General features: G+C 69.1%; 10 protein-coding genes. 3 read left to right on the forward strand and 7 right to left on the reverse strand.

The window, feature by feature from the left end:
- Positions 1-18 precede the first annotated feature (18 nt).
- From HALOF300_RS14965 to HALOF300_RS14985, 5 genes are all read right to left on the reverse strand, one after another.
- Positions 19-3873, reverse strand: coding sequence for a CBM96 family carbohydrate-binding protein (locus tag HALOF300_RS14965; protein WP_156741735.1), 3855 nt, complete (start codon positions 3871-3873; stop codon positions 19-21).
- Between the two features lie 565 nt (positions 3874-4438).
- Positions 4439-6181, reverse strand: a complete 1743-nt coding sequence (locus HALOF300_RS14970) for a DEAD/DEAH box helicase (RefSeq protein WP_231955417.1) — start codon at positions 6179-6181, stop codon at positions 4439-4441.
- Between the two features lie 107 nt (positions 6182-6288).
- Positions 6289-6648: a DUF3039 domain-containing protein gene (locus tag HALOF300_RS14975; protein ID WP_154793263.1), complete on the reverse strand. Its 360-nt coding sequence runs from the start codon at positions 6646-6648 to the stop codon at positions 6289-6291.
- A gap of 97 nt (positions 6649-6745) precedes the next feature.
- The gene (locus HALOF300_RS14980) at positions 6746-7546 is read right to left on the reverse strand and encodes an ABC transporter permease (RefSeq protein WP_156741737.1); all 801 of its coding nucleotides are present in this window, start codon (positions 7544-7546) and stop codon (positions 6746-6748) included.
- Positions 7543-8484 carry an ATP-binding cassette domain-containing protein gene (locus tag HALOF300_RS14985; RefSeq protein WP_156741738.1) on the reverse strand — a complete coding sequence of 314 codons (942 nt, stop codon included), beginning with the start codon at positions 8482-8484 and terminating at the stop codon, positions 7543-7545. Before HALOF300_RS14985 ends, HALOF300_RS14980 begins: the two co-directional genes overlap by 4 nt.
- A gap of 127 nt (positions 8485-8611) precedes the next feature.
- On the opposite strand from HALOF300_RS14985, the gene HALOF300_RS14990 reads away from it, so the two are divergent.
- The gene (locus tag HALOF300_RS14990; protein ID WP_156741739.1) at positions 8612-9613 is read left to right on the forward strand and encodes a TetR/AcrR family transcriptional regulator; all 1002 of its coding nucleotides are present in this window, start codon (positions 8612-8614) and stop codon (positions 9611-9613) included.
- Positions 9614-9688: 75 nt separating this feature from the next.
- Here the strand turns inward: HALOF300_RS14990 and HALOF300_RS14995 are convergent, their stop codons facing one another.
- Positions 9689-9970, reverse strand: coding sequence for an HU family DNA-binding protein (locus HALOF300_RS14995; protein WP_154793259.1), 282 nt, complete (start codon positions 9968-9970; stop codon positions 9689-9691).
- Positions 9971-10182: 212 nt separating this feature from the next.
- Between HALOF300_RS14995 and HALOF300_RS15000 the strand changes: the two genes are divergently transcribed.
- The gene (locus tag HALOF300_RS15000; protein ID WP_156741740.1) at positions 10183-11346 is read left to right on the forward strand and encodes an acyl-CoA dehydrogenase family protein; all 1164 of its coding nucleotides are present in this window, start codon (positions 10183-10185) and stop codon (positions 11344-11346) included.
- Positions 11347-11421: 75 nt separating this feature from the next.
- Here the strand turns inward: HALOF300_RS15000 and HALOF300_RS15005 are convergent, their stop codons facing one another.
- Positions 11422-11970 carry an AMIN-like domain-containing (lipo)protein gene (locus HALOF300_RS15005; RefSeq protein WP_156741741.1) on the reverse strand — a complete coding sequence of 183 codons (549 nt, stop codon included), beginning with the start codon at positions 11968-11970 and terminating at the stop codon, positions 11422-11424.
- A gap of 544 nt (positions 11971-12514) precedes the next feature.
- On the opposite strand from HALOF300_RS15005, the gene HALOF300_RS15010 reads away from it, so the two are divergent.
- Positions 12515-13858, forward strand: a complete 1344-nt coding sequence (locus HALOF300_RS15010; protein WP_197522586.1) for an ABC transporter substrate-binding protein — start codon at positions 12515-12517, stop codon at positions 13856-13858.
- Positions 13859-13908 lie beyond the last annotated feature (50 nt).

Genomic DNA, 13908 nt, shown 5'->3' on the forward strand with positions numbered 1-13908 from the left:
GGATGCGCACCACGCGCGTCACTCGGGGTGCCGCAACGTGATGGACAGGCTCGGGCGCTGGGCCGGCGCCGCTTCGCTGCTCTGGACCGCGAAGTACGCCTCCTCGGTCTCGGTGGTGAGCGCGATGCTCACGAAGGCGTCGCCTGTGGCCTCCTGTCGGACGTACTCGGTGAGGTCGAACGTCAGCCAACTGCCCGGCGACGAGGCTGTGGCCGCCCCCAGCGCGGTGCCCACGGATGGTTGGTTCGCCGCGGTGAGCGCGGTCTCGGACCACCCGTCATCCGTCACGGCACTGACCATGAGTTCGGCCTGTGGATCGGGGTTCGCGGAGGTCTTCTTCACCACGAACAGGCGTAGCTCCGCGTGCTCGATCTCGGCGTCCAGCGCACCGAGCTCGAACCGGAGGTAGCCCTGACGTTCGATCCCGGGATCGATGAAGGACTGGCGCACCTCGATCGCGGTCTGCGTGCCGAACACGGCATCCGGGCGCCAGGCAACGGTGTAGGCGTCGTCGGTGGGAGCGAGCACACGCACCTCTCGGCCGTCGCTGACGGTCACGACCGCCGCTGCGGTGCGGGTCACTCCGAACGCTCGGACCGTCACGGTGACCGTCGCCGTGCCTACGGCGACCCCGCGAACCACTCCGTCCGGATCGACGGTGGCCACGTTCGGGCGGTCCGAGCCATAGCGGAAGTCGGCGCCGGAGAGGTCGGCGGGCGTGAGATCGTGCATCCGCCCGGTGACCTCGCCGGCCAAGGTCGCATCCACGCGCACCTCGTCTGCCTGAAAGGTGAGCTCGGCGTCGAGCAGGAACGGGTCGGGCCCGAAGAATCCGACGGAGGTGATGCTGTTCACCGCGTTCGTCGAGTTGCCGTTCCCGACGATCCGCGCGTATCGCGCGGTCGACGGAGCGATCGAGACGTACTCGAGGTCGGTGGTCGTACCGGACGACGAGCCGCTGAAGGCCGTCGTCCAGGTCTCGGCGTCGCTGGAGGTCTGTATCTCGTAGCGTGCGCTGCGTTGATCACCGTCGTCGAATGCGATCGCCACCTGTCTGAGGTCGACCGCCGCACCGAAGTCGAACTGCAGCCAGCGCCCGGTACCCTCCTCGGCCCAGTAGGTCAGGACGTCGTCGTCGAGGACATACTCGGGTCTGGTCACGTCGCCACCGCTCGCGGCCAGCCCTGCCACGGCGATCGCTCCGGCACCCTGTGGAAAGCGGTGCTCGAGGTGGAGGACGTAGTCCCGGTGGGCCGAACCGTCCGCCGAGGTGACTGTGATCGTCGCCGCACCGGGGAGGGTGGAAGGTCCGGTCACCTCGAAGGATGCGCGCGGGTCGGAGGTGATCCCGACGATCCCTGGGATGGTCAGGTCACCGACGACGGGTACTGCCTGTTCCGCCGCCTCGGGGTCGAAGTCACGAACGAGTTCGCCGCCGATCGCCACCTGGGCGAGCGTGGTATCCGTCCCCGGCTGGGCACCGTCGGTCCGCAGACGCACCGCTCCCGCGTTCGGGTCCCAGACTGCCGTCCCGCCGCAGATCGTCCCGAGGAAGGACATCGGGACGTAGAGCCGGCCGTCGACGAGTCGCGGGGCCGCCGGCAGGATGACCCTGCTGCCACCGATGCGGGCGGTTGTGTCCCCCTCGGTCACCAGATACTCGACGCCGCGGAGCAGGCCGTGAAGCGTTCCCCGCTCTGCGTTGAAGTACGCGGTGCCCCCGAGCCCCTCCACGGCCGCCGCAGCGGGCAGCCAGACGCCACGATCGTCGACGAGCGCAGTGGCGGGCACGGTCACGATCTCGTCGTCCGCGACGATCGTGAGGTGGTCGCTCAGGTAATCGACGGGGTTGACGACGTTCGCGGCACCCGTGGCCAGGTCGAGCGTCACCGTGGTCGCGTCGACCCGGAACGTCAGCACCTCGCCGCTGCGCTCCATCGACACCGGTCTCGGCTGGGTGCTCTGATCCGACCACGACAGGGCGACAGCGCTCTGCCAGGTCTCCGCGGTCGTGCTCAGGGTCAGCGCGTTGCGGGTCTCGGTGTAGTAACGGGTGGTGATCTCCACGGGCTCGACACCGACGCTCGCTCCCTCGACGGCAAGCGGCTGGATCCTCAGGTTGGCCGACTCCCCCGGAACGAAGTACCCACCGTCGTCCTGGAGCACCAGATCCTGCGCCTGCGGCCAGTACCGCAGGTCCAGCTGTCGGGGGTCGTCGAGGGCGATGTCGTCGACCACTATCAGCACGTCGGGCTTGATGAAGAGCAGGTGCCGGTCGAACTGGGTCAGTCCCAACTCGGCCGCGTATGCCTCGGCGCCGTCTCCCACGATGTGGTCGAGGCCGGGTACCGCTTCTGCGAGCGTCACCCGTGGTCGGGCATCGGCGTCCCGGTACCCCGTCATGGTCAGCCAGTCCACGCCCTCGCCGAGCTGACCCTGGCCGTCGATGGTGAGGGTGTTGTGCTGGCGGGTCCACTTGGGTAGCGCGTAGTCGTCCGAGCGGAGCAGGGTCTGGCCGTTCCCGACCAGGATGAAGCTGTTCACATCCGGGTCGACGTGCCCGGATCCCCAGTTGTACCAGGGCGAGCGGGTGCCGTTCAGTTCCATCTCCTGGTGCCCCAGTGGTGGCCCGGCCCGGAAGTACAGGGCGGACTCATCCCCTTCCCACGAGGAACGTGAGTTCACCATGCCGAGGTCGTCGAAGAGGTGCAGCAACGGGGTGTCGGCATCGGTCGGCGACACCGCTTCGACGTCGCCGTCGTACCAGAACAGATCCATAAAGACTCGCCGCGACGTCACGATGTTCGCTTCCTCGACCTCGTCCGCGAGCCACTGGGCCTGCCCGTCGTCGTTGATCGTGGCGAGCAGCCGCAGCATGTGGACGAGGACGTTCCCCCGTCCGGTTCCGTCGTTGAAACCGAAGAAGTAGGAGCCGGCGGGCCATGGCGCCCAGGAGTCGCGGGGCAGGAAGTTGTTCAGCACATAGGCGACGGTCCGGTCCAACCATGGGTCGTCCAGCATGTTCGTCCCCATCAGCGAGTCCGACATGTCGGCGTACAGGAACATGCTCTCCATGCCGTAGAACCAGTAGTCCATGCCCTCGTGGTTGGCGCCGTCCGGCGGGAGCACGGAGAAGGTGACACTGAAGTTCTTGTTGGCCGTCTCCAACCACGGCAGCACCGACGGCTCCTCGTCGAACAGTGCCAGGGCCGCCGTCGCCATGCCTTGAACGGCGATCCACATGTGGTTCTGCAGCCAGGATCGGTTCCAGTACGACTGCCTGTCCAGCGTCGCCAGGTCGTAGACACGAGTGCCCTCCTGCAGCATCCGCGCCCGCATCAGGTCGCGGGTGGCGACATCCAGGTCGTCGTACAGCCAGTCATAGGCAAGTCCCAGAGCAGTGAGACTCTGCCCTACATAGAGATCCGGGTGCGAAGCGTTCCAGACCGGCTCCTCGACCAGCGCCGTGATCCAGTCCACAGCGGCGTCGAGGTACGTCTGCTCTCCGGTGAGCGCATACGCCATCGCGAAGGTCTGGATATTGTCCGTGACGGTGCTGAACGCCGCGGCAGGCACACCCACCGGCACCGGGCCGGCCAGGGCGGCGTCCGCCTTGGCGATGGTGCGCTGCCGGGTCTGCTGGAGATGCTCATCGGTGTCGACCCGAAGTGACGCCAGCTCATCGGCATCCATCAGGAGGCGGGGATGCACTCCCGCGTTGGAGTTCAGCTCGTCCACATCGATCGTGTAGTTGGCCGTATCCAGGTCCTGGTACGGATCGTCCGGCGCGGCTCCGGCCGGTGTTGCGGTGACCAGGACCAGTCCGGCACTGGCCAGGATCGCGACAAGGCGACCTGACAACGGGGAACGCACGTGATGACTCCTTCGTCGTTTCTTGCTCGGATCGCTCGCAGAGCGCTTCCGTGGATGGTCAAGGTCGTTGCCGACCGTGCGGGCGCCTGCCGTGGACTGCCGTTCCGGCCGTCTTCACCCCGCCCGGGCGTCGTGGGCGTTCGGCCCGACCGGCAGTGCTGTCGAACTCTCGATGCCCGCCGTCCCGACGATCACGGATGCCTGTGGCAGCCGCTGGCGGGTGACGGCCATCGCGGTCCTCTCGTCGATGAGATTCGGTATCGTGGAATGCCGTTCATAGATGCTGTACGCATACTGGCACCGGGTACGGACGTCGTCAAGAGGGCGCGGTGAGGCTCGGGTTCGGCCCGGCGCGACCGGGCCGCCGCTCGCGCCGATCGGGTTCCGGGGGTGAGCGGCAGCGACGCGCCGGCATGACCGCACGCCGGACCTGGCCGATGGCCGCGGATGCTTCAGAGATGCCCTGTCGCGTCAGCCTCAGCCGCGGCCGATCCCGCGCAGACCCGGGTCAGCGCGACAGCGCCGCACAAACGCGCCCAGGTGCGCACGGCACGTGCCGTGCGACCTACTTCTGCCCGACGAACCAGCGACGCACCTGGGAGATCCGCGAGCGCAGGTGGTCGGCGGAGGCGGTGGCGACCTCTCCCCCGCCGCTGTGCTCACGCAGCCGGGTGTGCACCACGCCGTGCGGGGTGCCGCTGCGCCGGGCCCAGGCCTTGACGAGCGAGTTCAGTTCCTTGCGCAGCTCGGCCACGGCCCGGTGGTCGTCCACCGGGGGTGCCTCGGCGGCCGGGGTGCGCCGCTTGCGGGCCGCGACGTGCTCCGCCTGCCGCGTGCGCAACAAGGTAGCAACTTGGTCGGCGTCGAGCAGTCCGGGAATGCCGAGGAAGTCCTGCTCCTCGTCCGAGCCGAGCTCGCCGCCGGTGCCGAACTCGCCGCCGTCGAAGAGCACCTTGTCGAAGGAGGCCTGCGCCTCGAGCGCTTCGAAGCCGGGCAGCATCATCTCGTCGGACGCCGACTCGGACCGGTTCGCGGCGGCGACCAGTGCGTCCTCGGGGTTGTAGAAGTCGCCCTCCTCCTCGGCCGTCTTGGGTCGGTCCAGGGCATGGTCGCGTTCGGTCTCGAGCTCGTTCGCCAGACCGAGCAGGTTCGGCACGGACGGCAGAAAGATCGAGGCGGTCTCGCCGCGCTTACGGGCCCGAACGAACCGGCCGACGGCCTGGGCGAAGAACAGCGGGGTGGCGGTGGAGGTCGCGTAGACCCCGACGGCCAGGCGCGGCACGTCCACGCCCTCGGAGACCATCCGCACCGCAACCATCCAGCGTTGCTCGCCGGCGCCGTACTCCTCGATCCGCTTGGAAGCGCCCTCGTCGTCCGAGAGCACCACCACGGGCGACTCGCCGGTGATCCGGCGCAGGTGACCGGCGTACGCGCGGGCCTTGGTCTGGTCCGTGGCGATCACCAGGCCGCCGGCGTCCGGAACCCCGCGCCGCACCTCGGACAGCCGCTTGTCCGCGGCCGCGAGCACGGACGGGATCCACTCGCCCTTCTCGTCCAGCGCGGTCCGCCAGGCTTGGTTGATCATGTCCTTCGTGAGTGGCTCACCGAGGCGGGCACTGACCTCGTCGCCGGCCTTCGTGCGCCAGCGCATCTGCCCCGAGTAGGACAGGAAGATGACCGGCCGCACCACCCCGTCACGCAGGGCGTCCCCGTAGCCGTAGGAGTGGTCCGCCTGGGACCGCCGGATGCCGTGCGCGTCCGCGGTGTAGTTGATGAACGGGATCTTCGCCGTGTCGGACCGGAACGGGGTCCCGGTCAGGGACAGCCGGCGGGTGGCCGGCTCGAACGCCTCCCTGATCGCATCTCCCCAGGAGAGGGCATCGCCGCCGTGGTGCACCTCGTCGAGGATCACCAGCGTGGGCGCGGCCTCGGTGCGGGCGCGGTGCAGGTTGGGGTTCGCGGCGACCTGCGCGTAGGTGAGCGCGACGCCGTCGTACGCCGCCCCGTGGCGGCCCTGCGCGTTCTTGAAGTTCGGGTCGATCCTGATGCCGACGCGCCCGGCAGCGTCGGCCCACTGGGTCTTCAGGTGCTCCGTCGGCGCGACCACCGTGATCCGCCGCACCACGCGCTGCTCCAGCAGTTCGGTGGCCACCCGCAGGGCGAACGTGGTCTTCCCGGCGCCGGGCGTCGCCACCGCGAGGAAATCCCGGGGCTGACGCTCCAGATAGGAATCCAGGGCCGCCGCCTGCCATGCGCGCAGCCGGGACGCGGTACCCCAGGGCGCGCGCGCCGGGTAGGCCGGGGGCAGGTGCGACGCGGCTGCGGTCGACCCGACGGCGTGGTCCGGGCGCGCCGGATGGGCGCGCGATCCGGATGCTTCGGGGTGGGACGGGGAGCCGGTGGAGGTACCCGAGGTCACTTCTTGGAGCCGAAGCCGAAGAACCCGCGGCCCTTGCCGCCGGACTCCGAGCCCGCGCCGTCCTTGCCGCCGCCACCGCCGGTGAGACCCTCGAAGATCTCCTTGCAGGCGGGGCAGATCGGGAACTTGCTGGGGTCGCGGTTCGGTGTCCAGACCTTGCCGCACAGAGCGATCACCGGGGCGCCGGACACGGCGGAGGCGGTGATCTTCTCCTTCTTGACGTAGTGCGCGTAGCGCTCGGCGTCACCGGGCGAAGCCTCCTCCCGCACCTCCGCCCGCTCCAGGACGTCGGTGCCGGTGCCCGATGAAAGGCGCTCGGTCTCCTGGGGCTGCGTGGGAGGAAGGGGCTCACTCATGGGACCAGTGTACGAAGTCCACGCCCAGGTTGCGTCCTGGGCGTGGACTTCGGTGCGGTGAGGTGGGGCACAGCGCCGCAGTCCGCAGCCCCTGGCCTCAGCGGCGCCCGGCCTTGCGCCGGAACATGATGGTCGACCAGGTCACCGCGACCACGAGGATCCCGACGCACCACGCCACGGCCACGAGCGGAGCGTTCCCGGACTCGACGCCCGTGAGCAACCCTCGGATCGACTCGATGACCGGTGTGATCGGCTGATGTTCGGCCACGCCACGCAACCAGGTCGGCAGCGTCTGGGTCGGCACGAACGCACTGGACAGGTACGGCAGGAACAGCAGGATGAAGCCGTACCCGTTCGCCGCCTCGGGGTTACCACTGGCAAGGCCGATCGCCGCGAACAGGTACGTGATGGTGAGGATGTACAGAGCCACCAGTGCGATCGCGGCCACCCACTCCCCCGCGGATGCCGTCGGTCGGAACCCGATCGCGATCGCCACGCCGATGACGATGGCGGTGGCCGCGAGGTTGCGGGCCAGACTGGCGACCACGTGGCCGGTGATGACGGCGGAGCTGCGAACCGGCATCGTGCGCAGCCGATCCATGAACCCGGTCGCGGAGTCGTTCGCGACGTCCACCCCCGTGGAGGAGGCACCGAAGCCGGCGCAGAGGAGGATGATGCCCGGGACCACGTAGTTCACGTAATCGCCGCCGGGCGAGATGGCGCCGCCGAACACGTAGACGAACAGCATCATCAACATCACCGGGAGCACGATCGCCATCAGGAGCGACTCGACGTTGCGCACGGTGTGCCGCATGCTGCGGGCGATGAAGGTTCGCTCCTCGGTGCCCAGCGGCAGTCGGGCGGGGGCCGACGGCGGCGCGGCGGTCAGGGCGGTCATCGGTGGTTCCTTCCGGTGGTCACCAGCGCGTCGGCGCCGGTCTCGGCGCTCGGGCCCGCCGGGCCGTGCGGTTGGGCGTCGGGTTCGGTGAGGGCGAGGAAGACGTCGTCCAGGCTCGGGCGACGCAGGCCGACCGTCCCGGTCAGCCCGCGCGCGTCGATCGCGTCGAGGGCCGCACGCAGCGCGTGCACCGAGCCGTCCGTGGGCACCTCATGCAGGACCCGTCCGTCCGGGCCGCGCACCTCGACGACCTCGCCGCCCACGCTCTGCTTGAGCTCGGTGGGGGTTCCCTCGGCCACGATTCGTCCCTGCCGGAGCACGCCGATCCGGTCGGCGAGCTGATCGGCCTCCTCGAGGTATTGGGTCGTCAGCAGGATCGTGGTGCCCTCGGCACGCAGGGAGCGGATCACGTCCCAGAGCTCGAGCCTGCTGCGCAGGTCGAGGCCGGTGGTCGGCTCGTCCAGGAACAGCACCTGGGGCACGGTCACGAGGCTGAGTGCTATGTCGAGACGACGGCGCATCCCGCCCGAGTAGGCCTTGACCGGCTTGTCGGCCGCGTCGGTCAGGCCGAACTGCTGGAGCAGCTCCGCGGTACGGCGCCGGTTCGCGCTCGCTCGCAGGCCGGCGAGCGACCCCATCATGCGCAGGTTCTCCGCACCGGTCAGGAGCTCGTCCACGGCCGCGGACTGACCGGTGAGCCGGATCCGGCGCCGCACGCCGACCGGGTCCCGGCGCAGGTCCGCACCCTCGACCCGGGCACTGCCGCCGTCGGCCTGGACCAGTGTGGACAGGATGTTCACCAGGGTGGTCTTCCCGGCGCCGTTCGGCCCGAGCAGGGCGAACACGGTCCCCCGTCGAACCCGGAGGTCGATGCCCGCAAGCACCGCCTGCCGGCCGAAGGACTTGGTCACCCCCTGGACGTCGATCGCTGTGGTCATGCGATTCCTCCCGAAACTGTCTATCTCGCACACTGTGTGCGGCACACACTGTATATGTCGCACGCAGTCTTGTATAGGGCATACACAGAAGTGGACGAGATCGGCAGTAGCAGGCGAGGATGGCCCGATGAAGAAGGCGGACGGACAGATCGAGGTGGAACTCCCCCGGGGAATCGCGCTGGCCTGGGGTGTCGCGGCCAACCCCCAGCGCGGGCCGAAGCGCGAGATGAGCATCGAGCGGATCGTCGAGGCCGCGGTGGAGATCGCCGACGCCGACGGGATCGGCGCGGTCTCCATGTCCGCCGTCGCCGGTCGACTCGGTTTCACCACGATGTCCCTGTACCGGTATGTCTCCGCCAAGGACGACCTGACCCTGCTCATGCAGGAGTACGGCATCGGTCTACCCCCACTGAGCGTGCAGGAGGCGCAGACCTGGAAGGAAGGCCTGCTTGCCTTCTACCGCGCGAACGTCGACATCTACCAGGCGCACCCGTGGATCCTCGACATCCCGATCCAGGGGACCCCGAACACCCCGAACAACCTCGCCTGGCTCGAGGCCGGCCTCGTGCTCATGCAGGACACGCCCTTGGACGTGTCGGAGCAGATCTCCGTCGTGCTGCTGTTCACCGGTCACGCCCGCTGGGCGGCCGGCGTCACCCGCGGCTACGTGCAGTCGGCGTCCGAACACGGCCAGAGCACGGCCGAGCTGGAGCGGGCCGAGGCCGAGTTGATCGCGAGCCTCGTCACCGAGGAGATGTTCCCCACGTTGACGGCGGCGATCCGCGCCGGCGCCCTCGTCGACGACAGCGACCCGTTCGAGTTCGGGGTGCATCGGATCCTCGAGGGCGTGGAGCATCACGTCGCCGACCGCATCGCCGGCGGCGCCGCGCCCGCGCCGGTGCGGGACTGGCAAGCCGAGCGCACCGATGCGCACCCCAAGGACCCTGCGGTCCGGCAGGCGCGAGCCGCCCGCAGAGAGGCTGAGGCGAAGCTGCGCGAGGCCCTCCGCAAGGAGCGCGAGGCCGTCACCAAGGCCGAGGATCGGGCCGCCAAGGCCGCGGACAAGGCACAGGCCCAGGCCGCCAAGGAACGCGAGCGTCAGGAGAAGGAAGCCGCGCGCAAGGTCTGAACATGCGAGAGGGCGCGGGGTGAACCCCGCGCCCTCTCGTGTGCGGCGCCGACCGGAGTCAGGCGCCGCGTGGGATCACTTGGCGACGGCCTTCTTCAGGGCCGAGCCGGCGGACACCTTGACGCCGAAGCCGGCCGGGATCTGGATCTCCTCGCCGGTGCGGGGGTTGCGGCCGGTGCGCGCAGCGCGCTCGACACGCTCAACGCTGAGCAGACCGGTCACCTTGACGGCCTCGCCCTTGCCCAGCGACTCGATCAGAACGTCCTGCAGCGCGGACAGCGCGGCGTCGGCCTGCGTCTTGGTCAGCGAAGCCTTCTCGGCGATCGCGGCAACAAGGTCAGTGCGGTTGACGGACACGTAGGTTCCCTCTCATCGTGCGGAATCGCGTCCCGAATGGGATGCGCCGGGACCGACACTACGACTCCGAGGCCCCGATCCGCGTATTTCAAGCCCTGATTTCGGCGTGTTTCCGCCAACTTGGCCCCATTTCACCGTCCTCGGAGCAAACTTTCGTCACTTTGATCACTTCCGCCCCATCTGCCCCGTGCGGTCGTGGCAGTGTTACGGCCATGAGCCTGCTCACCGATGACCTGCTGACGCGCATCCGTTCCCGCGCCGCCGACTACGACCGCGCGAACGAGTTCTTCACCGAGGACCTCCAGGACCTCACGGCCGCGGGGTACCTCACCGCCCTCGTGCCGACGGAGTTCGGCGGAGCCGGGCTCACCCTCGAGGAGCTGACCCGTGAGCAGATGCGCCTGGCCGGCGCGGCACCGTCGACCGCTCTGGCCGTGAACATGCACCACGTGTGGGTCGGGGTCGCCAAGACCGTCCACGACCGCGGTGACGACTCCCTCGACTTCGTCCTCACCGAGGCGGCCGCCGGGGAGATCTTCGCGTTCGGGGTCTCCGAACGTGGCAACGATCTGGTCCTGTTCGGCTCCACCACTGAGGCACGGCCCGACGGCGCAGGTGCTTACACGTTCCACGGCACCAAGATCTTCACCTCGCTCTCGCCGGCCTGGACCCGGCTGGGCACGTTCGGCACGGACACCGTGTCCGAGGACGCACCACGGTCGGTGTACGGCTTCATCACCCGCGACGGTGGCGGAGTGGAGATCAAGGACGACTGGGACACGCTCGGGATGCGCGCCTCCCAGTCCTGCACCACGGTGCTCGACGGCGCCCCCGCCGCCGCTGACCGGATCGCCAGGCGGCTCGTCCCCGGCCCGAACGCCGACCCGTTCATCTTCGGCATCTTCGCGAACTTCGAGATCCTGCTTGCCGCGGTCTACACCGGCATCGCCCAGCGTGCGCTCGACGTGGCCGTGGAGACGGTGCACAGGCGGACCTCGCTGAAGAACGACGGCGCCCCCTACGCCCATGACCCTGACATCCGCTGGCGGATCGCCGATGCCGCGATCGCGCTCGACGGCATCGGGCCGCAGATCGCGACGCTCGCCTCCGACGTCGACAACCTCGTCGACCACGGCGCGATGTGGTTCGCAAGACTGTCCGCGGTCAAGGTCCGCGCGACCGAGACCGCCAAGGATGTGGTCGAGAAGGCGATCCGGGTCTCCGGCGGCAGCTCGTACTTCAGCCGCAGCGAACTCTCCCGGCTCTACCGGGACGTGCTCGCCGGCCTCTTCCACCCGAGCGACGACGAGTCGGCCCACAGCACGATGGCGAACGCCCTGCTCGGACCCGTCCCGACGCCGTCGGCCGGGGACTGACACGACGAGGGCGGGCCCGCGGTCCGCGGACCCGCCCCACGCCGTCGGGCGTTGAGACCCACGCGACGCGACGTGTCACCAGCGGTGCGCGACGTCGACCACGAGCCGGCTCAGGTCTCCTGGACCGTCGAGGATGAAGACGCGGAACGGCAGCCGCGCCCGGACACCGAGGCCGATCGTCGTCTGCCCCTCGAAGCTGCCGCCGAAGAAGACCTGCCGGAACGTGGAGTAGGAGTTCACGTTCGCGAGTTCCGACCCGTACCGGTACGGGAACCGAACGGACCCCTGCTCGTCGTAGATCGGGACCCTCAGGACGATCACAAGATCCGCCGCGCCCCGAAGCGGGATCGCGCGGCCCTCGCCCTCGTTCGTGAACGTGCCGTAGGACACGTGGTAGCCCTCGATGTCCCCGTGGACGTCGAAGACGATGCGGTCGAAGCAGGCGTGGCGACCGGTGCGGACGTTCTGCAGCCAGCCCGCGGACATCGTCGGATCGGACTCGGGCAGCGAACCCCACCGGATCCCGCAGTACGGGCTGCTGGCGGCGGTCGCGGCGGGCCCGGCCGGAACGAGGAAGACCGCCCCGAGGACCAGGCTGAGCAGAACTGTGAACAAGCGCTTCATGACCTTCCCCTTCGTGAACTCCCCCGATCGTGTGGCCCCTGCGATTCGCACGCTACGCCCGGTCCGAGACCCCTGGGAGAGCGTCGGCGGTCACGGATCCATCACAGCCGGAACGTTGGGGTGAGGGACCTGGTTCGCGCCCAATGGGAGTGGGAACCTAGGAACCCTCCAGAAACCGGTCACCCGTCCACCTACTGGGATGACCCGACTGCTGCACCGCCCTCTGGGCATTCCGTGGCAGTTGTGACACGTCGTCGCGAATCTGTTGCAATGTCGCCAATAGTGATCGAATCACGATGAGCCTGGGACCAGGCTGGACGCCCCCGGCCACCGTGACCGGTCCGTGACCTTCGGACGCAAGGTTGACCCCCTTCCTCGGATCATGCTAGAAACCGCTTTCAGGAGTTGAGCCCCCGGAGCGGACCTGTCACCGCCGATGGAGGCAACGCACCACCGCAAGCGGTCGGCCCGCCGACCAAAAAGCCCGACCAGCACCACCAGGTCCAGCCAAGCGATCCACATCATGTCTGCAAAGGAGCATGCGATGTCCGCACGCCTGTCCCACCCGTCCGCACCCCTGTCCCGTCGGGGCTTCAACCACCTGGTCGTCGGTGCCGGCGCCGCCGGTGCAGTCGGGTTGACGGCCGCCTGTGCCGTCGAGCCGGACGAGGTCGCGCAGGAGCCGGCCGACTCCGACGAGCCGATCGAACTGAACTTCATCTGGTGGGGCGCTGCCGATCGCGCCGAGGTCACCGAAGCCGCCCTGGACCTGTACCGGGCCGACCACCCGAACGTCACCATCACCACCGAGTACCAGGACTCCGGCCCCTACAAGGACAAGCTCGCCACCCGGATCGCGGCCGGCGACGCCCCGGACCTGATGGCGATCCGGCGCGACCAGCTGCGCGAGTACGGCGACCGGGGTGCCCTGACCGACCTGCGCACGATGGAGGCCATGGACCTGTCCGGCATGTCCGAGCCGGTGCTCGCACCCTGGGACGTGGAGGGCCAACTGATCGGCGTGCCCGCCGGCCTGAACACGATCGGCTTCATCATCCAGACCACGGTGCTGGACCAGTACGGCATCGACCTGCCGGACGGTGACACCTGGACGTGGGACGACCTCGCCGAGATGGCGAACGCGATCACCGCGGCCAGCGGCGCAACGATCTACGGAACCGCCTACGAGATGGCCACCGTCGCCAATCTCTACGTCTGGGTGCGCCAGCAGGGTGAGGACCTCTACACCGAGGACGGCCAGTTCGGCGCCAGCGAGGCGACGATCCAGAGCTGGTTCGACTTCGCCGACGAGATGCGCGTCGCGGGCGGATTCCCACCGGCCGGGTTCTTCGACGCGACCACCAGCGCCCCGGAAGCGTCCTACATCGCGCTCGGACGGGCAGCCTCCGCGATCATCCCGACGAACAACTTCAAGGGCTACAACGAGGCCTGCGGCGGAACCCTCGCCCTGCTTCGCATCCCCGGCGAGTCCACCTCCGTGCGCCGCGGTCAATCGATCGACTGCCCGCACCTGTGGTCGATCTCGGCGCAGTCGCCCTACCAGGCGCAGGCCGCGGACCTGCTCAGCTTCCTCACCAACGAGTTGGCCGCGTGGGAGGCGATGGGCACGACCCGGGGCGTGCCGCCGAACTCCGAGGTCGCCGAGGGTCTACTGCCTGAGCTCGAGGCCGATGACGTGACCGCCACCGAGTACATCCTCAGCCTGCAGACCGAGGACCTCCCGCCGGCGTTCGCCGACCCGGTCGGGGCAACCGAGATCCAGTCCAAGCTGGCCGATGTCGCCGTCGAGGTCGAATTCGCCCGGATCACCAGCGCGGACGCCGCAGCCCAACTCGTCGCCACGGCCAACGACGTGCTGGCGGGCTGAGTCGAGGATCCATGAGTACCTCCATCGCACCCTCCCCCACCGCCCCGTCC

Origin of the sequence: Occultella aeris, from assembly GCF_902703175.1 — a bacterium.
Classification (GTDB): domain Bacteria; phylum Actinomycetota; class Actinomycetes; order Actinomycetales; family Beutenbergiaceae; genus Occultella; species Occultella aeris.

Bases quoted from the DNA above. Each gene is read 5' to 3' on its own strand.
- HALOF300_RS14975 (WP_154793263.1), bottom strand. From the start codon at position 6,648: ATGAGTGAGCCCCTTCCTCCCACGCAGCCCCAGGAGACCGAGCGCCTT.
- HALOF300_RS14980 (WP_156741737.1), bottom strand. From the start codon at position 7,546: ATGACCGCCCTGACCGCCGCGCCGCCGTCGGCCCCCGCCCGACTGCCG.
- HALOF300_RS14985 (WP_156741738.1), bottom strand. From the start codon at position 8,484: ATGACCACAGCGATCGACGTCCAGGGGGTGACCAAGTCCTTCGGCCGG.
- HALOF300_RS14990 (WP_156741739.1), top strand. From the start codon at position 8,612: ATGAAGAAGGCGGACGGACAGATCGAGGTGGAACTCCCCCGGGGAATC.
- HALOF300_RS15000 (WP_156741740.1), top strand. From the start codon at position 10,183: ATGAGCCTGCTCACCGATGACCTGCTGACGCGCATCCGTTCCCGCGCC.
- HALOF300_RS15005 (WP_156741741.1), bottom strand. From the start codon at position 11,970: ATGAAGCGCTTGTTCACAGTTCTGCTCAGCCTGGTCCTCGGGGCGGTC.
- HALOF300_RS15010 (WP_197522586.1), top strand. From the start codon at position 12,515: ATGTCCGCACGCCTGTCCCACCCGTCCGCACCCCTGTCCCGTCGGGGC.